The 23,690-nt window shown below is 60.6% G+C and carries 23 protein-coding genes; all 23 read right to left on the reverse strand.

The window, feature by feature from the left end:
- Positions 1-63: 63 nt before the first annotated feature.
- Positions 64-1,392: a flagellar biosynthesis protein FlhF gene (gene flhF / locus KGB25_RS18410; RefSeq protein ID WP_008024604.1), complete on the reverse strand. Its 1,329-nt coding sequence runs from the start codon at positions 1,390-1,392 to the stop codon at positions 64-66.
- An 11-nt stretch (positions 1,393-1,403) separates the two neighbouring features.
- On the reverse strand, positions 1,404-3,533 hold the full coding sequence (flhA, locus tag KGB25_RS18415) for a flagellar biosynthesis protein FlhA (RefSeq protein ID WP_008039816.1): 2,130 nt from the start codon (positions 3,531-3,533) through the stop codon (positions 1,404-1,406).
- A gap of 256 nt (positions 3,534-3,789) precedes the next feature.
- Positions 3,790-4,929 carry a flagellar biosynthesis protein FlhB gene (flhB, locus tag KGB25_RS18420; RefSeq protein ID WP_008039815.1) on the reverse strand — a complete coding sequence of 380 codons (1,140 nt, stop codon included), beginning with the start codon at positions 4,927-4,929 and terminating at the stop codon, positions 3,790-3,792.
- Between the two features lie 3 nt (positions 4,930-4,932).
- Positions 4,933-5,718: a flagellar biosynthetic protein FliR gene (gene fliR, locus KGB25_RS18425; protein WP_207285368.1), complete on the reverse strand. Its 786-nt coding sequence runs from the start codon at positions 5,716-5,718 to the stop codon at positions 4,933-4,935.
- Between the two features lie 3 nt (positions 5,719-5,721).
- Positions 5,722-5,991 carry a flagellar biosynthesis protein FliQ gene (gene fliQ, locus KGB25_RS18430; protein WP_008024593.1) on the reverse strand — a complete coding sequence of 90 codons (270 nt, stop codon included), beginning with the start codon at positions 5,989-5,991 and terminating at the stop codon, positions 5,722-5,724.
- Positions 5,988-6,746, reverse strand: coding sequence for a flagellar type III secretion system pore protein FliP (fliP, locus tag KGB25_RS18435; RefSeq protein WP_008039813.1), 759 nt, complete (start codon positions 6,744-6,746; stop codon positions 5,988-5,990). The genes fliQ and fliP overlap by 4 nt, the downstream gene beginning before the upstream one ends.
- Complete coding sequence (gene fliO, locus KGB25_RS18440; protein WP_223436149.1) at positions 6,746-7,189, reverse strand: flagellar biosynthetic protein FliO; 444 nt, start codon at positions 7,187-7,189, stop codon at positions 6,746-6,748. The genes fliP and fliO overlap by 1 nt, the downstream gene beginning before the upstream one ends.
- The gene (gene fliN, locus KGB25_RS18445; protein WP_008039811.1) at positions 7,190-7,648 is read right to left on the reverse strand and encodes a flagellar motor switch protein FliN; all 459 of its coding nucleotides are present in this window, start codon (positions 7,646-7,648) and stop codon (positions 7,190-7,192) included.
- A gap of 69 nt (positions 7,649-7,717) precedes the next feature.
- On the reverse strand, positions 7,718-8,686 hold the full coding sequence (gene fliM, locus KGB25_RS18450) for a flagellar motor switch protein FliM (protein WP_008024584.1): 969 nt from the start codon (positions 8,684-8,686) through the stop codon (positions 7,718-7,720).
- Positions 8,687-8,695: 9 nt separating this feature from the next.
- Positions 8,696-9,196: a flagellar basal body-associated protein FliL gene (gene fliL / locus KGB25_RS18455; RefSeq protein ID WP_008039807.1), complete on the reverse strand. Its 501-nt coding sequence runs from the start codon at positions 9,194-9,196 to the stop codon at positions 8,696-8,698.
- A 226-nt stretch (positions 9,197-9,422) separates the two neighbouring features.
- The gene (locus tag KGB25_RS18460) at positions 9,423-10,802 is read right to left on the reverse strand and encodes a flagellar hook-length control protein FliK (protein WP_223436151.1); all 1,380 of its coding nucleotides are present in this window, start codon (positions 10,800-10,802) and stop codon (positions 9,423-9,425) included.
- Between the two features lie 82 nt (positions 10,803-10,884).
- The gene (locus KGB25_RS18465) at positions 10,885-11,253 is read right to left on the reverse strand and encodes an Hpt domain-containing protein (RefSeq protein ID WP_223436153.1); all 369 of its coding nucleotides are present in this window, start codon (positions 11,251-11,253) and stop codon (positions 10,885-10,887) included.
- A 30-nt stretch (positions 11,254-11,283) separates the two neighbouring features.
- Positions 11,284-12,987, reverse strand: coding sequence for a SpoIIE family protein phosphatase (locus KGB25_RS18470; RefSeq protein ID WP_223436155.1), 1,704 nt, complete (start codon positions 12,985-12,987; stop codon positions 11,284-11,286).
- Between the two features lie 5 nt (positions 12,988-12,992).
- Complete coding sequence (locus KGB25_RS18475) at positions 12,993-13,292, reverse strand: STAS domain-containing protein (RefSeq protein ID WP_223436157.1); 300 nt, start codon at positions 13,290-13,292, stop codon at positions 12,993-12,995.
- 214 nt (positions 13,293-13,506) lie between these two features.
- Entirely contained in the window at positions 13,507-13,956 is a 450-nt protein-coding gene (gene fliJ / locus KGB25_RS18480; protein WP_008024572.1) for a flagellar export protein FliJ, read from the reverse strand.
- Positions 13,957-13,962: 6 nt separating this feature from the next.
- Positions 13,963-15,321, reverse strand: coding sequence for a flagellar protein export ATPase FliI (fliI, locus tag KGB25_RS18485; RefSeq protein WP_192226042.1), 1,359 nt, complete (start codon positions 15,319-15,321; stop codon positions 13,963-13,965).
- On the reverse strand, positions 15,311-16,111 hold the full coding sequence (gene fliH / locus KGB25_RS18490; protein ID WP_192226040.1) for a flagellar assembly protein FliH: 801 nt from the start codon (positions 16,109-16,111) through the stop codon (positions 15,311-15,313). Before fliH ends, fliI begins: the two co-directional genes overlap by 11 nt.
- Positions 16,112-16,118: 7 nt before the next feature.
- Positions 16,119-17,138: a flagellar motor switch protein FliG gene (fliG, locus tag KGB25_RS18495; protein WP_003184041.1), complete on the reverse strand. Its 1,020-nt coding sequence runs from the start codon at positions 17,136-17,138 to the stop codon at positions 16,119-16,121.
- Positions 17,131-18,918, reverse strand: a complete 1,788-nt coding sequence (fliF, locus tag KGB25_RS18500; RefSeq protein WP_008044586.1) for a flagellar basal-body MS-ring/collar protein FliF — start codon at positions 18,916-18,918, stop codon at positions 17,131-17,133. The genes fliG and fliF overlap by 8 nt, the downstream gene beginning before the upstream one ends.
- A 15-nt stretch (positions 18,919-18,933) precedes the next feature.
- The gene (gene fliE, locus KGB25_RS18505; RefSeq protein ID WP_008044594.1) at positions 18,934-19,263 is read right to left on the reverse strand and encodes a flagellar hook-basal body complex protein FliE; all 330 of its coding nucleotides are present in this window, start codon (positions 19,261-19,263) and stop codon (positions 18,934-18,936) included.
- Between the two features lie 214 nt (positions 19,264-19,477).
- Entirely contained in the window at positions 19,478-20,863 is a 1,386-nt protein-coding gene (locus KGB25_RS18510; RefSeq protein ID WP_223436159.1) for a sigma-54-dependent transcriptional regulator, read from the reverse strand.
- Positions 20,864-20,868: 5 nt separating this feature from the next.
- Positions 20,869-22,092, reverse strand: a complete 1,224-nt coding sequence (locus tag KGB25_RS18515; protein WP_411740539.1) for a sensor histidine kinase — start codon at positions 22,090-22,092, stop codon at positions 20,869-20,871.
- 110 nt (positions 22,093-22,202) lie between these two features.
- Positions 22,203-23,678 carry a sigma-54 dependent transcriptional regulator gene (locus tag KGB25_RS18520; protein ID WP_008044600.1) on the reverse strand — a complete coding sequence of 492 codons (1,476 nt, stop codon included), beginning with the start codon at positions 23,676-23,678 and terminating at the stop codon, positions 22,203-22,205.
- Positions 23,679-23,690: the final 12 nt, after the last annotated feature.

Raw genomic sequence — 23,690 nt, forward strand, 5'->3', positions numbered from 1 at the left:
TTCATCAACTGAACAATGCATGGCAGACCATCGATGTAGGTACAAAAACTGTTCATTAATACCTCAGCCAACCTGCTTGGTCGGGCTGTGATAAATATCAGCGAACATGTCAGCCATGGCTTCTTCGCTGGGTTCTTCCTGCATTTGCACGCTAACGGCGCGACTGACCAACTGATGACGCCGCGGCAGATGCAGATCATCCGGAATACGCGGTCCATCAGTCAGGTAAGCCACCGGCAATTCATGACTGATCGCCAGGCTCAACACCTCGCCCAAGCTTGCCGTCTCATCCAGTTTAGTCAGGATGCAGCCAGCCAGCCCGCAGCGCTTGTAACTGTGATAAGCGGCGGTTAGAACCTGTTTTTGGCTGGTGGTTGCCAGAACCAGATAATTTTTTGATTTGATGCCACGACCGGCGAGGCTTTCGAGCTGCATGCGCAATGCCGGATCGCTGGCCTGAAGGCCCGCGGTATCGATCAGCACCACGCGCTTGCGCAGCAAAGGATCCAGCGCCTGCACCAGGGACTGGCCCGGATCGACGTGCGTCACCGACACATTGAGGATCCGGCCGAGGGTCTTGAGTTGTTCCTGGGCACCGATGCGGTAGCTGTCCATGCTCACCAGCGCGATGTTCTGCGCGCCGTACTTGAGCACGTAACGGGCCGCGAGCTTGGCCAGGGTGGTGGTCTTGCCCATGCCAGCGGGGCCGACCATGGCAATCACGCCGCCCTCTTCCAGTGGCTCGACTTCCGGTGTGGCGATCATCCGCGCCAGGTGCGCCAGCAACATGCGCCAGGCCTGACGAGGTTCATCAATGTCGGTAATCAGCTCCAGCAGATCGCGGGACAACGGACCGGACAAGCCGATGCGTTGCAGGCGGCGCCAAAGGTTGGCCTGGGCCGGGCGGCTGCCTTGCAACTGATTCCAGGCCAGCGAACCGAGCTGTACTTCCATCAGTTCGCGCAAGCTGTTGAGTTCGAAACGCATCGAGTCGAAGGCACGCGGATCAACACCGGTCGCGGCAGGCGCGGGGGCCGGTGCCGGGCGACGAGGTTCAGCGTAGGTCGGCTCGATCAGTGGCTCGGCGGCAGTCAGCGGCAGGCCGGCGAACAACTGGCGATTGGTGGACTTGTCGCTCTCGCCATCGCTGCGCAGGCTCAGTTCGGCCTGGGCGGTGACGATCCGCGACTGGGTCTTGCGCAGCTCATCCTCGAGTTCCATGTTCGGAACACGCGGGGCCAGCGCCGACAGTTTGTAATCCAGAGCGGCCGTCAGCTCGACACCACCGGCGATCCGGCGGTTGCCAATGATGGCGGCATCAGCGCCCAGCTCATCACGAACCAGCTTCATGGCCTGACGCATATCGGCGGCGAAAAAACGCTTAACTTGCATAAACCACTACCTCAGCCGTTGGGCCCTACTGTCGCAACGATGGTCACTTGCTTGTTGTCAGGGATTTCCTGGTAAGCCAACACATGCAAACCCGGGACTGCCAGTCGGCCGAATCGCGACAGCATCGCGCGAACCGGGCCGGCCACCAGCAGAATCACCGGCTGACCTTGCATTTCCTGACGCTGCGCCGCATCGATCAACGAGCGTTGCAGTTTTTCAGCCATGCTTGGCTCCAGCAGAACGCCCTCTTCCGAGCCTTGTCCTGCCTTCTGAAGACTATTGAGCAATATTTGTTCCAACCTTGGCTCCAAGGTGATAACTGGCAGCTCCGACTCAGTCCCCACAATGCTTTGGACGATTGCACGAGATACGCCGACGCGGACAGCGGCCACCAGCGCGGCAGTATCTTGACTCTTGGCGGCGTTGTTCGCGATCGCCTCGGCGATGCTGCGAATGTCCCGTACGGGCACCTGTTCCGCCAGCAACGCCTGGAGCACCTTGAGTAGCTGCGACAACGAAACCACGCCCGGCACCAGCTCTTCTGCCAGTTTTGGCGAGCTTTTGGCCAGCAATTGCATGAGTTGCTGCACTTCTTCGTGGCCAATCAGCTCACTGGAGTGCTTGTACAGAATCTGGTTCAAATGGGTTGCCACTACCGTACTGGCATCGACCACGGTGTAACCGAGGGATTGTGCCTGTGCGCGTTGACTCACTTCGATCCAGACCGCCTCCAGCCCGAAAGCCGGATCTTTGGCGGTAATACCGTTGAGCGAACCGTAGACCTGACCAGGGTTGATCGCCAGCTCGCGGTCCGGATAAATCTCCGCTTCGGCCAGGATCACCCCCATCAGGGTGAGGCGATAGGCGCTCGGCGCGAGGTCGAGGTTGTCACGGATATGCACAGTCGGCATCAGGAAGCCCAGATCCTGGGACAGTTTTTTACGCACACCCTTGATCCGCGCCAGCAGCTGACCACCCTGATTGCGGTCCACCAGCGGAATAAGACGATAGCCGACTTCCAGGCCAATCATGTCGATCGGCGTCACATCGTCCCAGCCAAGCTCCTTGGTTTCCTGAGCGCGAGCCGGTGATGGCAGCAATTCCTGCTGACGCTTGACCTCTTGCAGGGCCTGAACCTTGACGATGTTCTGCTTCTTCCAGAACAGGTACGCGCCACCGGCCGCCAGGGCCGCCATGGTCAGAAAGGAAAAGTGCGGCATGCCGGGCACCAGGCCCATCACTGCCATCAGGCCCGCTGCCACGGCCAGCGCCTTGGGCGAGGCGAACATCTGGCGATTGATCTGCTTGCCCATGTCTTCCGAACCGGAAGCACGGGTCACCATGATCGCTGCAGCTGTAGATAACAACAGTGATGGCAATTGCGCCACCAAACCGTCACCGATGGTCAGCAACGCGTAAACCCTGCCCGCATCACCGAAGGTCATGCCGTGCTGGAAGATACCGACCGCCATGCCGCCGATCAGGTTGATGAACAGAATCAGCAAACCGGCGATGGCGTCGCCACGCACGAACTTGCTGGCACCGTCCATGGAACCATAGAACTCGGCCTCCTGGGCCACTTCCATCCGGCGCATCTTGGCCTGGTTCTGATCGATCAGGCCGGCGTTCAAATCGGCGTCGATCGCCATTTGTTTGCCGGGCATCGCATCGAGGGTGAAACGTGCGCTCACCTCGGAAATCCGCCCGGCACCCTTGGTTACCACGACGAAGTTGATGATCATCAAAATCGCGAAGACCACGATACCGACCACGTAGTTACCGCCGATCACCACCTCACCGAACGCCTGGATCACCTTACCGGCGGCGGCGTGGCCGTCCTGCCCGTGAAGCATCACCACTCGCGTGGAGGCCACGTTCAGCGCCAGTCGCAACAACGTTGCCACCAGCAGAATGGTCGGGAACACCGCGAAATCCAGCGGCCGCAACGCGTAGACGCAGACCAGCAGCACGACGATCGACAGCGCGATGTTGAACGTGAAGAACACGTCCAGCAGGAACGGCGGCACCGGCAGCATCATCATGGCCAGCATGACCAGCAGCAACAACGGCACGCCCAGATTGCCCCGACTTAAGTCGGCAACGTTTGTGCGGGCACTGTTGAGTAACTGAGAGCGATCCACCGGTTTTCCCCGTTCCTTTAAAGCAAACTTTTGACGCCTGAAGCAGACGCAGGGCGGCTACTGCAAGAAGCCTTCCAACTTTTGCCGAGCGCTTGGAACAGAGGGGTTTCTGGGGGGAGTTGTGTCGTCCGGGCTGACGCTTTCGCGGGCAAGCCTTGCTCCTACAGGATGGATGGCACAGATGTTTTTGTGGACGACGCAAACCCTGTAGGAGCGAGGCTTGCCCGCGAAGGCGTCGGCACGACTAGCGCAAACCTCAGGAATCGCGGCGCAGATCCGGTGGAATCGGCAAGTCATCCTTGAGCGGATCCGGCCGCTTGCCCTTGCCCGCGCGGTGCTGTCGGATCTGGTAGACGTAGGCCAATACCTGAGCGACGGCCAGATAAAGCCCGCCAGGAATTTCCTGCTCCAGCTCCGTGGAGTAATAGATCGAACGCGCCAGGGCCGGAGACTCCAGCAGCAGCACTTCGTTGGCCACGGCGATTTCACGGATTTTCAGGGCCAGGAAATCACTGCCCTTGGCAATCAGCATCGGTGCCGAGCCCTTGTCCGGGTCGTATTTGAGCGCCACGGCATAGTGAGTCGGGTTGGTAATGACCACATCGGCCTCGGGGATGGCCGCCATCATCCGGCGCTGGGACATCTCGCGCTGCAACTGGCGAATGCGCTGCTTGACCTCCGGCCTACCCTCCTGATCCTTGTGCTCGTCGCGCACTTCCTGCTTGGTCATCAGCAGCTTTTTGTGGCTTTCCCAGAGCTGCACCGGCACGTCGACGGCGGCGATAATGATCAAGCCGCACGCCATCCACAGGGTGCTCCAGCCGACCACTTGCAGGCTGTGAATGATCGCCATTTCCAACGGCTCGTGCGCAATGCGCATCAGGTCGTCGATGTCGGAATTCAACACCGCCAGCGCGACGAACAGCACAATGAAAAACTTCGCCAGGGCCTTGAGCAGTTCCACCAGCGCCTTGGCCGAGAACATCCGCTTCAGCCCCGCACCGGGGTTCATGCGACTGAATTTCGGCGCCATCGAGCCTGCCGCGAACAACCAGCCACCGAGGGAAATCGGGCCGAGAAATGCCGCCAGCAACAAGGTGATCATCACCGGCTGAATCGCCAACAGGGCAATCTGCCCCGAGTGCAGCAGGAAGGTGCCCATGCTGCGCTGATCCAGAATCACTTCCCGCGACAGCGTGAAGTTCATGCGCATCAGCTCCATCATGTCCTGCGCCAAAGCCCCGCCGAAAATCAGCAGCGCACCGGCACCGGCAAGCATGATAGCCAAGGTGTTGAGCTCTTTGGAGCGCGCAATTTCGCCCTTGTCCCTGGAGTCCTTTTTACGTTTCTCCGTGGGGTCTTCTGTTTTGTCCTGACCGCTTTCGCTCTCAGCCATGACTCAGCGCGCCCGTGCCAGTTCGCGCAACCACTGCAAGGCCTCGGTAGCCAGCGGTTGGTACTGATTGATGATGTCCGCCAGCCCGACCCAGACAATGAACAGCCCGAGCACCAGGGTCAGCGGGAAGCCGATGGAAAAGATGTTCAGTTGCGGCGCGGCGCGGGTCATCACGCCAAACGCGATGTTGACCACCAGTAGCGCGGTGATCGCCGGCAACACCAGCAACAATGCCGCACCCAGCACCCAACCGAGCTTGCCGGCCAGGTCCCAGAACTGTGAAACCATAAAGCCGCTACCGACCGGGAGTGTGGTGAAACTTTCAGTGAGAATTTCGAAGACCACCAAGTGGCCATTCATGGCCAGGAACAACAGCGTCACCAGCATGGTGAAGAACTGCCCGATCACCGCCACCGACACGCCGTTGGTGGGGTCGACCATCGACGCGAAGCCCATGCCCATCTGAATCGAAACGATCTGCCCGGCGACCACGAAGGCCTGGAAGAACAGTTGCAGGGCGAACCCCATCACCGCGCCGATGAGGATCTGCTCGGCAATCAGCAGCAACCCGCTCAAGTCCAGCGCATTGACCGGCGGCATTGGTGGCAACCCGGGCGCAATCACGACCGTGATCGCGAGGGCGAAATACAGACGCACCCGCTGGGGCACCAGGGTCGTACCAAAAACCGGCATGACCATCAGCAAGCCACCGATGCGAAACAGGGGCAACATGAACGTCGCCACCCAGGTGCTGATCTGGGTATCGGTCAGTTGCAGCAGTGACTGCATGGCTTAGCCGATGACCCGAGGAATATTGCCGTACAACTGCAGGATGTATTCCATGAACGTCTGCACCAGCCACGGACCGGCAACGATCAGCGTCACCAGCATGACCAGCAGGCGCGGCAAGAAGCTCAGGGTTTGTTCGTTGATCTGCGTAGCCGCCTGGAACATCGCGACCAGCAGACCCACCAGCAGACTCGGAATCACCAGCACGGCGACCATCATGGTGGTCAGCCAGAGCGCTTCACGAAAGATGTCTACCGCAACTTCCGGCGTCATGGCGAAACACCGCCGAAGCTACTCGCCAATGTCCCGATGATCAGCGCCCAGCCATCCACCAGCACGAACAGCATGATCTTGAACGGCAGGGAAATGATCAGCGGCGAGAGCATCATCATACCCATGGCCATCAGCACACTGGCGACGACCAGGTCGATGATCAGGAATGGAATGAAGATCATGAAGCCGATCTGGAACGCGGTTTTCAGCTCGGACGTGACGAAGGCCGGCACCAGAATGGTCAGCGGCGCCTGATCCGGCGTGGCGATGTCCGTGCGCTTGGACAGGCGCATGAACAATTCCAGATCACTGCTGCGCGTCTGCGCCAGCATGAAGTCCTTGATCGGCACCTGAGCCTTGGCCACGGCATCCTGCGCGGTGAGTTTTTCCGCCAGATACGGCTGCAAGGCATCCTGGTTCACCCGGTCAAACACCGGCGCCATGATGAACAGGGTCAGAAACAGCGCCATGCCCGTGAGGATCTGGTTCGACGGCGTCTGCTGCAGGCCCAGGGCCTGACGCAGGATCGAGAAGACGATGATGATCCGCGTGAAACTGGTCATCAGCATGACGAACGCCGGAATGAAACTCAGCGCGGTCATGATCAGCAGGATTTGCAGGCTGACCGAATATTCCTGAGCGCCCTGTGCGTTGGTGCCCAGGGTGATCGCCGGGATCGACAACGGATCGGCGGCGAAGGCCAGCGGCGCGGCCAGCATCAGGGCCAGCGTCAAGATGATGCGTAGCGCACCCATTACTTCTTATCCTTCTGATCCTTGCCCATCAGTTCCATCAGGCGCAGGGCAAATTCCGGGGTCGCTTTCTCGGTGACCGGTACGTGCACCGGCTCCTTGAGCACATGCAGCGCGGTGATGGTGCTGGGGCTCAAACCGAGCAGAATCTGCTCGTTGCCAACCTGCACCAGCATCAATCGGTCACGCGGACCCAGCGCCCGGGAACCGATCAACTCGATCACCTGCGCCTTGCCCGCCGGCCCGGCCTGCTGGACCCGGCGCAGCAGCCAGGCGAGGAAGAAGATCAACCCCAGCACCAGCAGCAGACCGAGCACCAATTGCGTCAACTGGCCCGCCACACCGCTGCTGACAGCAGGTGCGGCAGCCACGGCAGCATTAGCAACCGGTTCGGCCGCCAACGCACTGAACGGCAAGGCCAGAAACAACCCCAAAAGCTTTTTCACTCAGCGCAGCTTCTTGATGCGTTCGCTTGGGCTGATCACGTCGGTCAGGCGGATGCCGAACTTCTCGTTGACCACCACCACTTCACCGTGAGCGATCAACGTACCGTTGACCAGCACGTCCAGCGGCTCACCGGCCAGGCGATCGAGCTCGATCACCGAACCCTGGTTGAGCTGCAGCAGGTTACGGATGTTGATGTCGGTGCTGCCGACTTCCATAGAAATCGACACCGGGATGTCGAGGATCACGTCCAGGTTCGGACCGTCCAGGGTTACCGGATCGTTGTTTTTCGGCACGCTGCCGAATTCTTCCATCGGCAGACGGTTCGACGACGAACCAGCAGCGTCAGCCGCCAGCAAGGCGTCAATGTCGTCCTGCCCGGCATCACCGGTTTCTTCCAGGGCCGCAGCCCATTCGTCAGCCAGCGCCTGGTCGTCCTGGGTATTCATATCGTCAGCCATCATGTGTCCTCGGCGGGCAACCCATCAGAGGGCAGCCGTCAGTTAAAAGCGAATATGTAGAGGCGCCGGTCAACGGCGCTCGATCGGCTCGATCACTTGCAACGCGAGGTTGCCTTTGTGCGAGCCCATCTTGACCTTGAACGCAGGCACGCCATTGGCGCGCATGATCATTTCTTCCGGCATTTCGACCGGGATAATGTCCCCCGGCTGCATGTGCAGAATGTCGCGCAGGCGCAACTGGCGACGGGCAACCGTGGCGCCGATCGGCACGTCGACGTCGAGCACGTCCTGGCGCAGGGCATTGACCCAACGCTCGTCCTGATCGTCGAGGTCCGACTGGAAGCCGGCGTCGAGCATTTCGCGTACCGGCTCGATCATCGAGTACGGCATGGTCACGTGCAGGTCGCCGCCACCGCCATCGAGTTCGATGTGGAAGGTCGACACCACAATGGCTTCGCTCGGGCCGACGATGTTGGCCATGGCCGGGTTCACTTCCGAGTTGATGTACTCGAAGTTCACTTCCATGATCGCCTGCCAGGCTTCCTTCAGATCGACGAAAGCCTGCTCCAGCACCATGCGCACCACACGCAGTTCGGTCGGGGTGAATTCACGCCCTTCGATCTTCGCGTGACGGCCGTCGCCGCCGAAGAAGTTGTCCACCAGTTTGAACACCAGTTTGGCGTCGAGGATGAACAGCGCCGTGCCGCGCAACGGCTTGATCTTGACCAGGTTGAGGCTGGTCGGCACGTACAGCGAGTGCACGTATTCGCCAAACTTCATCACCTGCACACCACCGACGGCAACGTCCGCCGAGCGGCGCAGCATGTTGAACATGCTGATGCGGGTGTAGCGGGCGAAACGCTCGTTGATCATTTCCAGGGTCGGCATGCGTCCACGGACGATGCGATCCTGGCTGGTCAGGTCGTAGCTTTTGACACTGCCGGGTTCGGCAGCGGTATCGGTCTGTACCAGACCATCGTCGACACCATGCAACAGCGCATCGATCTCATCCTGGGACAGCAGGTCCTGCACGGCCATGTCGTGTTCCTACTGCAGTACGAAATTAGTGAAAAGCAACTGTTCGATGACCACTTTGCCGAGCTCTTTCTGCGCCACTTCCTGGACGCTGGCCGTGGCTTTCTGGCGCAGCATTTCCTGACCGACCGGCGACGCCAGGGTCGCGAAATCCTGCCCGGAGAACAGCATGACAAGGTTGTTGCGGATGACCGGCATGTGGACTTTCAGGGCTTCCAGGTCGGCCTGATTGCGACCCTGCATGGTGATGCTCACCTGCATGAAGCGCTGGCGGCCGTTCTGGTTGTAGTTGGCCACGAAGGCCGGCGCCATTTGCTCGAAAACCGCTGGTTGCTTGCCGGCCGGGGCAGTTTCAACCACGGCGGCAGGCTTGCTCTGAGCGCTGTGCATGAAGAACCAGGTCGCTCCCACGGACAAGCCGATCGCCAGCAGCAGGGCCACCACGATCACAATGATCAGCTTGATTTTGCCTTTGGTTGCGGGGTCTTTTACTACTGCTTCGCTCTTCGCCATGCCAATAATCCGTCACTATTCGGGTTTTCACAGTCGCACGGCAAGGCAAGAGCAAGTGTTATGCCAGAAGTGTCGGGAGACAGGGGACGGCGGATGACGATTCACCACAAAACAAATGTGGGAGCGAGCCTGCTCGCGATTGCGGTGCAACAGTCGATGAAGATATTGACTGTCAGTGCCTCATCGCGAGCAGGCTCGCTCCCACAGGGTTTGGTGCCTGACTAATTCAGGCGTAGTAGTCGACGGCGCTGGAGCCGATGACACTGGTGGTGCTGGCCGCGACTTCGGCAACGGTCGGCGCGAGCTCTTCATCCACGCCATCGAGGCGACCACCGCTGGCGTTACTGCGCCCGCCCTGCCCCTGCTGAGCCTGTTGTTCCTGACCCTGCCCCTGCCAGCCACGCGACTGATCGGACACGTTGACATCGACCTGCCCCATGCCCTGCTGCGCGAACATGTCACGCAAGCGGTGCATCTGACCATCGAGCGCTTCGCGAACGCTTGGATGCGCGCTCATGAAGGTCACTTGGGTCTGCTGGTCCGGCACCATGTTCACCCGAATGTCGAGACGACCCAGTTCGGCCGGTTGCAACTGGATATCGGCCGCCTTGAGATTGGCGCTGGACAGGTACATGACCCGGTTCACGATTTCTTCGGTCCAGCCGCTTTGATTCATCGTGATCGGCTGATTCACCGGTACCGCGTTGGCGGTTTTCGGTGTAGCTGCCTGAGTCAGTGCCGCCAGACGGTTGGCGAAGTCGTCGACGCGGGTATCGCTGCTCGCCGATTTCAAGTCCTTGAGGCCGTCATCGATCAACCCACTGAAGGTTTTCTCACCGCCCTGGCTGGTACTGTCCTTGTCCGCCTGCACATCGAGCATGCCCGCCATGCCGGCGGCAAAGTTCTGCGCCGAGGTGGGTTCGCCATCAGCCTGGGCCTGAGCAGCCGTCGGTGCTGCCTTGGGTTGCGTCTGACTGGCAGCGGAAATATGACCGCCCTGCTCCATGGCCATGCGCACGGCCGGCAGCGCATCCAGCGGATCGGCTTCAGGATCGAACGCGTCATCCGCCGGCGCGGCAACCTGTACCGCCGCCACTGGCGCAGCAACAGGAGGCGCCTGCACTTGCGGCTGCTCAGTGACCACCACTGGCGGTGCTTGCGGAACCGGAGCTGCCACCACGGCTTGCAACGCTGGCAGCAATGACGGATCGAGAGCCGGATCAACCGGCGCCGTGTCGACGACTACCGGGGTTTCTGCGGTATCCGCGGCAGCTGCGGCATCATCGCTGGCAGCCTTGTCGTCGGCCGGTGCCGGTTTATCGGCGGGCAAGGTTTTGCCGCTATCGGCAACCGTCGGTTCCGGGGCGGCAGCATTGTCGTTGCCGACGCTCTTTTTATCGGGGCTGTCCGGGGCTTTATCGCGCACCGACTTCGGCGCTCCATCGGTGGCCGCCGAGGGCTTGTTCTGGGCTTGATTGGCGTAGACCTGAGCGAAGCTGGAGGCTTTGTCCCCGGGCTCAGCGGACAGCGCCGGTGGATTGGCGGAGGCGGCTTGAGTCTTGGCCTGAGCGGCGGCCTGAAGAAGAATATTGGGGGTAACGGGCATGAAACGGTCTCCGCTGCACTGGGATCGTTGGTACAGTTGCGGAGATTGTTGCAAGGGTTGCGCCAGTTTTGTTCGAACGGCGCTAAAAACGCCGGACGGTCGCACTGTCAGCGAGAGAGCGCTGGCGCTCTGCTTCGTAGAGGGTGCGGATAATCGCGAATTCACTATCGATTTCGCTGATCAGTTCCTCGATGCCTTCCAGCGAGTCCTGTTTGCTTCGCTGCTCGAGCTCATTGCACAACTGCGCGAGGCGAATGGCCCCCATGTTGCTGCAACTGCCCTTGAAACTGTGCGCAGTGGCACCGAGCGTCTCGGCATCGTCAGCCTTGTGCAGCTGACTCAAGCGCTCTGTGGAATCGGCAAGAAAAGTATCCAGCAACGTCGAATACTCATCCTCCATGACCTCTTGCAACGCGCTCAGCACGTCGCGATCCAGATGTGTGTCAGCCACTTGCTCACTCCTTGATCAAGAATGCGCGGATTATGCCAGAGCCTCCCAGAAAAATTCCACGCGGGCACTACGACCATCGTCGGACCAGTTGGCGTTACGGCTCAACTGGCGGATCAGACTGACCCCGCGTCCCGACAGACGGGCACCATCGAGGGGGCGCGCCATCACCCTGTCGACATCAAAACCCTTGCCACTGTCTTCGACACGAATCGTCAGGCAACCGCCCTCGCCTTTGGGCGCAACCTGCAAATGCAGCCGCACATAGCCGTCCTGCAGCTCGTCCAGACGTGCATTGCGCTGTTGATAATAGCGGGCAAAACCGGAGGCATCGCGTTTCAGGCTTGAGTCCAGCCCCAGCACGCCGTGCTCCAGTGCATTGGAGTACAACTCCGCGAGCACACTGTAAAGCGCACCGCTCTGGGCGCGCAAACCATGCACTTCCAGCAGCAACTGCAAAAGATACGGCAATGGATTGAAGCGCTTGAGGGTGGCCGCACGAAACTCGAAACTCACCGACCAGTCCAGCGGGCAGGACTGACCGCTGTCGGAATACACCAGGGCCGGCGGACTCAGTTGTGCAGCCTCCAACAGGCTGACTTCGACCATGCTGACATCGTCGCGGGCCTCACCGCGAAAATCCCGCAGCGCCTGCTCGATCTCCTCGAACAGCTGATCGGGCCGACGATTGGCCGCAAACACCCGCTGCAATCGCTCGACGCCGAACAACTGCTCATTGGCATCGCACGTATCAATCACCCCGTCAGACAACAGGAACACCCGATCCCCGACCGCCATCGGAAACACTTCGGTGCGGTCGTCGAACGTCTGCGGGCTCAGCACGCCCAGCGGCAAATGCCGAGCGGTCAGCTGTGTGCGCTCGCCGCTGGCAATACTGTGCAGGTAACCGTCCGGCATCCCACCGTTCCAGACCTCCACCGAGCGCCGCTGAAAACTCAGGCACAGCAGCGTCGCACAACAGAACATGTCCACCGGCAGGATGCGCTTGAGCTTGGCGTTCATCTCGCGCAGGGTTTCCGACAGGCCGTAACCCTTGGCGGTCATGCCGTAGAAGACCTCGGCCAGCGGCATCGCCCCGACGGCGGCCGGCAAGCCATGGCCGGTAAAATCGCCGAGCAGCACGTGCATGTCGCCGGCCGGCGTGAACGCCGCGAGCAGCAAATCACCATTGAACAGCGCATAAGGCGATTGCAGGTAGCGGATGTTGGGGGCGTTCAGGCAGCCGGAATGGGCGACCTTGTCGAACACGGCCTTGGCCACACGCTGCTCGTTGAGCAGGTAATCGTGGTGCCTGGCAATTTGGTCGCGCTGCTCCAGCACGGTGGCCTGCAACCGGCGCAAGCGGTCCATTGCCTTGATTTTGGCGGCGAGGATCACCTGGTTATAGGGTTTTGCCAGAAAGTCGTCACCGCCAGCCTCCAGACAGCGCGCCAAGGCTTCGCTTTCGCTCAGCGACGTCAGGAAGATGATCGGCACCAGGGTTTCCCCGGCCAGCGCCTTGATCTGCCGTGCCGCCTCGAAACCGTCCATCACCGGCATCATGGCGTCCATCAAGACCAGTTGCGGTCGTTGCTGGCAGAACGCTTCGACCGCTTCGGCGCCATTGGTGGCCGTAAGCACTTCATGGCCCTGACGACGGACGATACTCGACAGCAGCATGCGGTCGGCCGCGCTGTCTTCGGCGATCAGGATCGTCAGCGGCTCGAGCGGCTGCACGTTGATCAACTGATGTCGAACAGTTTGTCGAAGTTGGAGATGGCGAGAATCTTCTTCACGTCTGTACTGCTGTTGACGACGCGAATGTCGGAATCGTCGCCACCGGCGTGATCACGCAGCAGAAGCAGCATGCCCAGTGCAGAACTGTCGAGGTAGGTCGCTTCTTTCAAATCGACGACCACTGCAGAGAGTTCCTTGTTCTCGTAGGACTCCCGAAATTCCTGATGTTTGGCGAAATCGAATCGTCCTCTGATCGATATCGTCAGTTTTTGCCCATCCGGAGAGACTTCTGTAACGACTGACATTGAACGGCATCCTTGTCATTGGTGAACATACTTGTACAAGGTTTAGCACTTGACGGAGATGGGGGCAAGGCTGGAAAGGGGCGGAGTTTTTGAGGACGCCTTCGCGGGCAAGCCTCGCTCCTGCGGGATTTGTGCCGTTCACGAAATCATGGACGATGCGAAACCTGTAGGAGCGAGGCTTGCCCGCGAAAAACGATAACGCGGTCGACCTGAATCAGTACGGACTCTCACGCGGCAACCGCTGGGACAACTCGTCCATCAGCTTCTGTTCGCGCCTGTCTTCCAGCTGTCGCGCCTCGTCAGCGTAACGCTGAACCAGTTTGCGCAAGCCTTCGACCCGGGCAAATGCCTGCTGCCAGGTTTCCCGTGCCTTGTTCAGATTGTTCTGATGCCACGCCAGGCTTTGTCGCTGCTGATCGATGGCGGTGCCCAGTTGCGCGAGGAAGCCCTGATAACCCAGCAGCCACTGGCCCGAGACGCCGCTGCTGCCGCGCACGATCCATTGCTCCTGATAGTCGAGTCGAAAGGCTTCAAGGTCGGCGAGTTTGCTTTCTGCCACTCGAACCTGGCCCTGAAAATGGCCTAACCGCTGAGCGGCGGTTTTCTCGGCCTTTTCGGCCATTTCGACCACCGGCGCCAGACGCCCTGCCCGACTCTGGGCCATGATCGATTAACCGCCAGCCGCAGGCGCGAAGATCGAGCCCAGATAGGATTCGCTTTCGCCCAGGCTGATGCTGTCGTTCAACCCTTGGCGCAAGTATTTGGCCAGCTGCGGCTGCAGGGAAATCGCCAGGTCGGTCTCGCGATCACCGCCAGCGACGTAGGCGCCGACACTGATCAGATCGCGGCTCTGCTGATAACGCGACCACAGCTGTTTGAAATACTGGGCGCGGGCCATGTGTTCCGGCGACACCACCGACGGCATGACCCGGCTGATCGACGCTTCGATGTCGATGGCCGGGTAATGCCCTTCCTCAGCCAGACGTCGGGACAGGACGATGTGCCCGTCAAGCACACCCCGCGCCGAGTCGGCGATCGGATCCTGCTGGTCATCGCCTTCGGACAACACGGTATAAAACGCGGTGATCGAACCGCCGCCCTTTTCAGCGTTACCGGCCCGTTCCACCAGTTTCGGCAACTTGGCGAACACCGACGGCGGATAACCCTTGGTCGCCGGCGGCTCGCCAATGGCCAGGGCGATTTCCCGCTGGGCCTGGGCAAAACGAGTCAGCGAGTCCATCAGCAACAGGACATTCTTGCCCTTGTCGCGGAAATACTCGGCGATCCGCGTGCAATACATCGCGGCGCGCAGACGCATCAGCGGCGCATCGTCCGCCGGGGACGCCACGACCACCGAACGCTTGAGCCCTTCTTCACCGAGGATGTGCTCGATGAATTCCTTAACTTCTCGACCCCGTTCACCGATCAGCCCGACGACGATAATGTCGGCCTCGGTGAAGCGGGTCATCATGCCCAGCAGCACACTCTTGCCGACGCCGGTACCGGCGAACAGCCCGAGCCGCTGACCGCGACCGACCGTCAACAAACCGTTGATGGAGCGAATGCCCACGTCCAGCGGCTCGCTGATCGGGTGACGCTTGAGCGGGTTGATCGTCGGGCCGTCCATCGGCACCCAGTCTTCCGCCTTCATGCCGCCCTTGCCGTCCAGCGCACGACCGGCGCCATCGAGCACCCGTCCGAGCATGCTCATGCCCATCGGCAGGCGACCGGTATCGGCCAACGGCACCACTCGGGCGCCGGGCGCGATGCCGGCGACACTGCCGACCGGCATCAGAAAGACTTTGCTGCCGGAGAAGCCCATGACTTCGGCTTCGACCTGCACCGGATGGTAACTGTCGTCGTTGATGACCATGCAGCGGCTGCCCATGGCGGCGCGCAAGCCTTCAGCTTCGAGGGTCAGGCCGACCATGCGCAGCAAGCGGCCTTCGAGGATCGGTGCGCCGGCCAGCTCCGTGGCCTCGGCGTAACTGCCCAGGCGCTTGGCGAAGCTGGTGCGATCAAGGCGCATCGGGAACGTCCGGCTCGGCTTCGACGGCAGGTTTGGCCTCGATCGGCAGCTCCAGGCTCAGGTCCGGCGCGGCTGGGTGCAGGGCCTGCTCGTGCAATTGATCGAACAGCTTGTCCATGACCCGGGCGATGCGCGTTTCAACGGTGGCGTCGATGCGACTGTGCTCCGTCTCGACCCGGCAACCACCAGGCAACAAGGCTTCGTCCTCGACGATGCGCCAGGTTTCTTCATGGCGTTCGCGCAGGGCTTTGACCTGTTCGAAATCCTGCGGATTGATGTACAGCCGCACATTGCCCACGCCCAGCGGCAACAGCTTGAGGGCGTCGCGCATGACGTGTTCGATCTGCGTCGAGTCGATGGCCAGTTCGCGCTGAATCACCTGTTTGGTGATGTGCTGCACGAGGTCGACCAGCGACTTTTCGATCTGGGTGTCTTGCTCGGCGATAGGCTCGAACAGGTTGGCCATCAGTTGCTCAAGCGCGGCGACTTTCGGCGCCAGGACCGCCTCTGCTTCCTGACGGACCTTGAGCGTGGTGCTGTGAAAACCTTCTTTCTCGCCCGTGGCGAAGCCTTCGTTGTAGGCCTCCTGGCGAATGCTTTCGAGTTCTTCGAGGGTCAGTGGCTGGACTTCTTCCAGCGGCACTTCCTCCATTTCCGGCGGCTCGGGCTCTGGTTCCGGCTCGGGCTCCGGTGCAGGCGGGTCGAAACTGGGCAGCGACCAGGTGTCGAAACCCGCGACGTCCTTGGCGCGGATCAGGTCGGTCTGGGACTCATCATGTTTGGACGACATAGTGACCTTAGATCATCTCTTCGCCGCCCTTCCCGCCGAGAACGATTTCTCCGGCTTCGGCCATACGGCGAGCAATGGTGAGGATTTCTTTCTGTGCGGTTTCCACGTCGCTGACGCGCACCGGGCCTTTGGCCTCGAGGTCGTCGCGCAACAGTTCGGCCGCCCGTTTGGACATGTTCTTGAAGATCTTTTCCTTGACGCCTTCGTCCGAGCCTTTGAGGGCCAGTACCAGTACATCGGAGGAGACTTCACGCAGCAACGCCTGAATCCCGCGGTCATCGACATCGGACAGGTTGTTGAACACGAACATGAGGTCTTCGATCTGACCGGACAGGTCTTCGTCGACTTCACGGATCGAGTCCATCAGCTGACCTTCGATCGAGCTGTCGAGGAAGTTCATGATGTCGGCCGCACGCTTGATGCCACCCAGGGTGGTGCGCGAGGCATTCGAGTTGCCGGAGAACTGCTTCTCGAGAATCTGGTTGAGTTCTTTCAGGGCGGCTGGCTGCACGGTATTCAGCGAGGAAACCCGCAGAATGATGTCCAGTCGCACCTTGTGGTCGAAGTTACCCAGCACTTCGCCGGCCTGGTCCGGGTCGAGATACGCCACGACGATCGCCTGGATCTGCGGGTGCTCGTAACGGATCACGTCGGCGACGGCGCGCGGTTCCATCCACTTCAGGCTGTCGAGGCCACTGGTGTTGCCGCCCAGCAGGATCCGGTCGATCAGGCCGTTGGCCTTGTCCTCGCCCAGCGCCTGAGTCAGCATTTTGCGCACGTAGTCGTCGGAGCCGACGCCCAGGCTGGTCTGATCGCCGACAATGTCGACGAACTCGCTCATCACCTGCTCGACCTGCTCGCGGTGCACGTTACCCATCTGCGCCATGGCCACACCCACACGCTGGACCTCTTTGGGCCCCATGTGGCGCAGCACCTGGGCGGCATCGGTAGAACCCAGGGACAGCAGCAGGATTGCGGCTTTATCGACCCGGGACAGTTTGGCGACGGCGGCTCGGTTATCACTCATCTGCGTTAATCCACTCTTTCACGACCTGGGCCACGCGACCCGGATCTTCTGCCACCAGACTCTTGATTGCGTTCAACTGTGCGTCATAGCCTTCGCTCGGGCTCGGCAGCAGGATGCTGGTCGGGCCGCCGAGGCTGACGCGGTCGTTGGCCAGTTCGCCATCCAGGCCGCCCATGCCACCGAGTTCCACGTCGCCGCCAAAGCCGGCCAGCTGTTTGCCTTTGCCGCCATTGGTGATGTTGTTGAGCACCGGACGCAGCACACCGAACACCAGTATCAGGATGAACAAGACACCCAGCACTTGCTTGACGATGTCCCAGAACCACGGCTGGGAGTAGAACGGAATATCGGCAATCACTTCACCGCGCTCGGCGGAGAACGGCATGTTGATCACGCTGACGCTGTCACCACGACTGGCGTCGAAACCGACGGCGTCCTGAACCAGACGAGTGAAGCGCGCCAATTCGTCGGCGCTCCACGGTGCACGGGTGGTTTCGCCGTTGGCCGCGTTGATCTTGACCTGATCGTCCACCACTACCGACACCGACAGGCGGTTCAAACGACCCTGTTGTTGCTTGGTGTGGCTGATGGAGCGGTCGAGTTCGAAGTTCTTGGTGGATTGTTGACGCTTGTCCGCCGGGTACGGTGCCAGCATCGGCTGACCGGTGGCCGGGTCCATGATCTGCTGACCGTTGGCATCCAGCAGTGGCTGGCCTGGCTGCACCATGCCGGCCGACGCGGTAGCGCCACCGGTGGTTTGCGGCGCCGAGGCAGGCGATGGCGGCTGGTTGCTCAGAGCACCCGGTACGCCTTGCGGGCCATTGCTGGCGGTGCGTTGCTCGTTGACCGACTGCTCGCTGCGCAACGCCGGTTGATCCGGATTGAATTGCTCGGAGGTCGACTCGACAGCACTGAAATCCACGTCCGCCGAGACTTCGGCTTTATAGCGGTCGTTGCCCAGCACCGGTTGCAGGATGTTGTGCACACGCTGAGTGAGCATGCTTTCCATGCGACGGCTGTAATCGAATTGCTTGCCGGCCATGGTCAGTTCGGAGTTCTCCGCCTGATCCGAGAGCAGGTTGCCCTTCTGGTCGACGACGGTGATCTGCGACTTGCTGAGTTCTGGAACGCTGGTCGCGACCAGGTTGATGATCGCCACCACCTGACCCGGCTCCAGCGAGCGACCGGAATACAGTTCTACCAGCACCGAAGCGCTCGGCTTGCGCTCGTCACGTACGAACACCGAGCTTTTCGGAATCGCCAGGTGCACGCGGGCACCCTTGACGTTGTTCAGGCTGGAGATGGTCCGGGCCAGTTCGCCTTCGAGGCCGCGACGATAACGGGTCGCTTCCATGAACTGGCTGGTGCCGAGCCCCTGGTCCTTGTCGAGAATCTCGAAACCGATGTTGCCGTCGCTGGGAGTGACACCAGCGCCCGCGAGCTTCAGGCGCGCACGGGACAGGTCATCGGCCTTGACCAGCAAGGCACCGGAGTTCGGTTCAACGGTATAGGGAATGTCTGCGGCAGCCAGGGTATCCATGACTTGCTTGGCGTCCATACCGGCAAGGCTGCCGTACAGAGGCCGGTAGTCCGGCTGTTGGGACCACAACACCACGGCGAAGCCAATCGCCACGCTCGCAGCCAGGCCGACCAACAGGCCCACCTGACGCAACATGGTCATCTCGGAGAGGTTTTCCAGGAAGGACAAGCCGAACAGCGGCGGTTTGCCGTCTATCGGAGTGGCCTTGGCCGGAACATTATCGGCGACTGCTTCTGCCATGACTCAATCTCGTCCTTAAACCGGCATCTGCATGATGTCTTGGTATGCCTGAACCAGCTTGTTACGCACTTGGGTCAACGCCTGAAAAGACACGCTGGCCTTCTGCGAGGAAATCATCACGTCCGTCAGGTCGACACCACTCTTGCCGATCTCGAAGGCACTGGCCAACTGACTGGAAGCCTGCTGGGTGTCGCTCACTTTATTGACGGCCTGACCGAGCATGTCGGAAAAGCTGCTGCCGCTCAATTCAGGGACGGCGGCAGTCGATTTCGGCGCAGACATGGCATCCATTTGCATGGAACGCATGTCCAGCATCAACCGATTGAATTCAATACCTTGGCTCATGGTCTACTCTCATTGACGACCCGCAATTTTTTGACACTCACTCGGCGGGTAGTGAGGTGTTAGCAACAAGGGTGCCATCTCCGTGGCCGCCCAGAACAAAAGCCCTTTATCAGCTCACAAACTTCTGCAGGAGCGAGCCTGCTCGCGATGGTCGTGAACGATAACGCGTCGCTCCTGACTCCATCGCGAGCAGGCTCGCTCCCACAAAGCAAAATCAGGTGGCGAACAGGTAAGCTTCAACATCCATTCCGGCATCACGCATTTGCGCCAGTTTGTAGCGCAGGGTGCGAGGGCTGATGCCCAGACGCTCTGCCGCTTCCTTGCGACGACCCCGCTCAGAGCGCAAGGTATCGATGATCATCTGGAATTCGCGGCGACGCAGGTCGTCACCCAATGCACCGGCAGACTCGGACTCGACTTCCACGCCCCGCACCGGCACGGCGGCCAATGCCGGCAACGGCGCACAGGCAACCGGCCCGGCCAGGCAGAAATCCTGCGGCTGGATCACACCGCCCTGCTGCAGAATCAATGCACGCTGAATCGCGTTATCCAGCTCCCGCACATTGCCCGGCCACGGATAGCCGATCAGGCACGCCTGCGCCTCGGGCGACAGTCGCGCCGCCGCGTGCTTCATTTTATTGACGTGCTTGGTCAGCAGTCGCTCGGCCAGCGGCAGGATGTCGGCGGTGCGTTCGCGCAACGGACGCCAGGCCAAAGGAAATACGGACAGGCGATAGTAAAGGTCTTCGCGGAAACGCCCTGCCGCCACTTCACCGGCAAGGTCACGGTTGGTGGTGGCGACGACCCGAATATCCAGCGTGATCGGTTTGCGCGCGCCGACCCGCTCAACTTCGCGCTCCTGCAACACGCGCAGCAACTTGGCTTGAAGACCCAGGGGCATTTCGGAAATTTCGTCGAGCAGAATGGTTCCGCCGTCGGCCTGCTCGAACTTGCCGGCCTGCGCCGCGATGGCACCAGTGAACGAACCCTTTTCGTGACCGAACAGCGTTGCCTCGAGCATATTGTCGGGAATCGCCGCGCAATTGATCGCAATGAACGGCTGGCTGGCGCGATGAGAATGCTGATGGATGTAACGCGCCAGCACTTCTTTACCGGTCCCGGACTCACCGGAGATCAACACCGTCGAATCACTGCGCGCCACCCGTGCGGCCAATTCCAGCAACTGCGCACTGGCCGGCTCGAACGCTACAGGTCCCTCGCTGTCGGCAGCGCCGAGGTTGCCCAGCGCATGCCGCGCAACCAGATCCAGCAAAGCCTTGGGCTCGAACGGCTTGACCAGATAATCCGCCGCGCCCTGACGCATCGCATCGACCGCGCGCTCTACGGCGCCGTGCGCCGTCATCAGCAGCACCGGCAACTGCGGTTGGCGAGCGCGCAGCAATCCGAGCAGTTGATGGCCGTCCATGCCCGGCATGTTGACGTCACTGAGCACCAGGTTGAACGCCTCGGCTCCAACGGCGTCCAGCGCTTCTTCGGCCGACCCCACAGCTGTGTAGTCATGCCCTGCGAGCAACAACGTATCGGTCAGTGCTTCGCGTAATGCGCGGTCATCCTCGACCAGTAAAACCTTGATCCCCATGTCGTTCACTCCACTCCCTGAGCACTGCGCTTTTCATCAGAAAACAGCGGCAGAATCACCTGCGCGCAGGTGCCGCGACCCAACCGCGAGTGCAGCCGCAATTCTCCCTGATGGGCACGAGCCACGGCCTTGACCACGGTCAGGCCAAGGCCGGTCCCGGTGGTTTTAGTGGTAAAAAATGGCTCACCCAAACGCGCCAGCACTTTCGTATCGATGCCGCTGCCGCTGTCACTGACGCAGACACGCAGGTTGTTGTCGCGGGTGTAGAGATGGACTTTCAAGCGAACGTCGCCGGCACTGGCCTGGATCGCGTTCTCGATCAGATTGAGAATCGCCCCGACCAACGTGTCGCGATTGCACAGCAACTCACCCGCATGACTGTCGCACTGCCAGCGAACCGGCAAATCCTGCACATGGGTCAGCGCCGCTGCCTGCAAGGATTGCATCAGCATTTTCGGCGTGACGCGATCGGTCAGCGGCAGCTCGCCACGAGCGAACACCAGCATGTCGCGCACTTGATGCTCCAGCTCATGCAAACGCTCTTTAAGGCGCCCGGCAAAACGCTGCTGCGTGGCAACCGGCAGTTCTTGCTCGGTCAAATGACTGGCGTAAAGCAATGCGGCGGACAACGGCGTACGAATCTGGTGAGCCAGCGAGGCAACCATTCGACCGAGGGAAGACAGGCGTTCGTGGCGAGCCAGTTGATCTTGCAGATGACGGGTTTCGGTCAGGTCGTTGAGCAATACCAACTGGCCGGGCTCGGCATCCAGCGAGCGGGTGGCGATCGACAGACGCCGACCGTCCTTGAGCGAGATTTCGTGACCGTCGTCTTCGCGCGGCGCGAAGCATCGGGCAATGACATGACGCCACAGCTCGCCTTCGAGAGGCAGGCCGAGCAATTCACAAGCAGCGGGGTTGGCTTCACGCACGATGCCCTGGGCGTCGATGACGATAACGCCGCCGGGCAATAGATCGAGGAGGTTTTGCAGGCGGTTGGCCAGGCGTTCTTTTTCCGCCAGCTCCTGCATGCGCTGAGCGCTGACCACCGCCAGCTCGCCCTTGAGCTCGGTGACCCGGGCTTCGAGCATGCTGTAGGAGTCGGTCAACTGGCTGGACATCTGGTTGAACAACGCGAAAGCCTGCTCAAGGCCAAGCCGGCTTGCCTGCTCTACGGACGACGTTTGTCCCGAAGCATCAGGGACAGGAGACATCTGGGCGGCTTGGGGCATCGGGCTCTCTCGCTTGGCTGACCGTCAGTTAAACGGAACGTTGCGAGGGATGTAGCAATACCCGTGCCTAAAAAAAACCGCCTACAAATGAACGACTTGAAAAACAGGCGTCAATCATCCGCCTGTTCATCACCATCGCGACGGCTCATGCCGTACTTGCGCATCTTCTCTACCAGCGTGGTACGACGGATCCGCAACCGCTCGGCAGCGCGCGCCACGATGCCATTGGCATCATCCAGCGCCTGCTGGATCAGGCCCTGTTCCAGACCACCAAGGTAGTCTTTCAGGTCCAGGCCTTCCGGCGGCAGCATGGCGTTGGCGGTGAAGTCCGGAGTGTGACCGTTGATGGCCACGCGCTCTTCAAGATCGCTGCGCAGGCTATCGACCAGTTGCTCGTCTTCGTCATCGACGTAGCGGAATTTCTTCGGCAACTCGACCACACCGATCACCCCGTACGGGTGCATGATCGCCATGCGCTCCACCAGGTTGGCCAGTTCGCGAACGTTGCCCGGCCAGCCGTGACGGCACAGCGACATGATCGCTGCGGAGTTGAAACGGATCGAACCGCGCTTCTCGTGCTCCATGCGCGAGATCAACTCGTTCATCAGCAGCGGAATATCTTCGACACGTTCGCGTAGCGGTGCCATCTCGATCGGGAACACGTTCAGGCGGTAGTACAAATCTTCGCGGAAAGTGCCGATCTCGATCATGCTTTCGAGATTCTTGTGAGTCGCCGCAATGATGCGCACATCGACGCTTTGGGTCTTGTTGCTGCCCACGCGTTCGAAAGTGCGTTCCTGCAGCACGCGCAACAGCTTGACCTGCATCGGCAGCGGCATGTCGCCAATTTCGTCGAGGAACAGCGTGCCGCCGTTGGCCAGCTCAAAACGCCCGGCGCGACTGGTGATCGCCCCGGTGAACGCGCCCTTCTCATGGCCGAACAATTCGCTTTCCAGCAACTCGGCCGGGATCGCCCCGCAGTTGACCGGGACGAACGGCGCGTCACGACGCTTGGAATGGTAGTGCAGGTTGCGCGCGACCACTTCCTTGCCAGTCCCCGACTCGCCAAGGATCAGCACGCTGGCGTCGGTGTCGGCAACTTGCTGCATCATCTGACGGACGTGTTGAATCGCCCGGCTGGTGCCGACAAGACTGCGGAAAAGGTTGGGCTCGCGATGACGACCGCGCTCGCGGGCCTGGTCGTACATCTCTCGATAGACCTGGGCACGGTGCAGCGAATCGAGCAGTTTGCTGTAGCTGGGTGGCATTTCGAGGGTCGAAAGCACTCGGCGACGCTGGTCTTCTGGCAAGTCAACGGAAGAATTATCGCCCATTAACAAAACCGGAAGGAACTCATCCCAGGTAGAGAGTGTCTTTAACAAGCCCGGAAGTGCACCAGGAGCATTGACCGTCCCGATGAGGACACAGATCACTTCACGACTTGATGACAAAGAGCCGACAGCCTGCTGCCAGTCATGGCTACCGCAGGGTAAATTTTCTTCGCCAAGAAAATTTAAAATCACCGCCAGGTCGCGGCGGCGGACGCTATCGTCATCAATCAGCAGAATTTTGGTTTCACGCCACATGCAATAGCAACT

Source organism: Pseudomonas sp. BF-RE-21 (genome assembly GCF_019947305.1).
Lineage (GTDB): Bacteria > Pseudomonadota > Gammaproteobacteria > Pseudomonadales > Pseudomonadaceae > Aquipseudomonas > Aquipseudomonas migulae.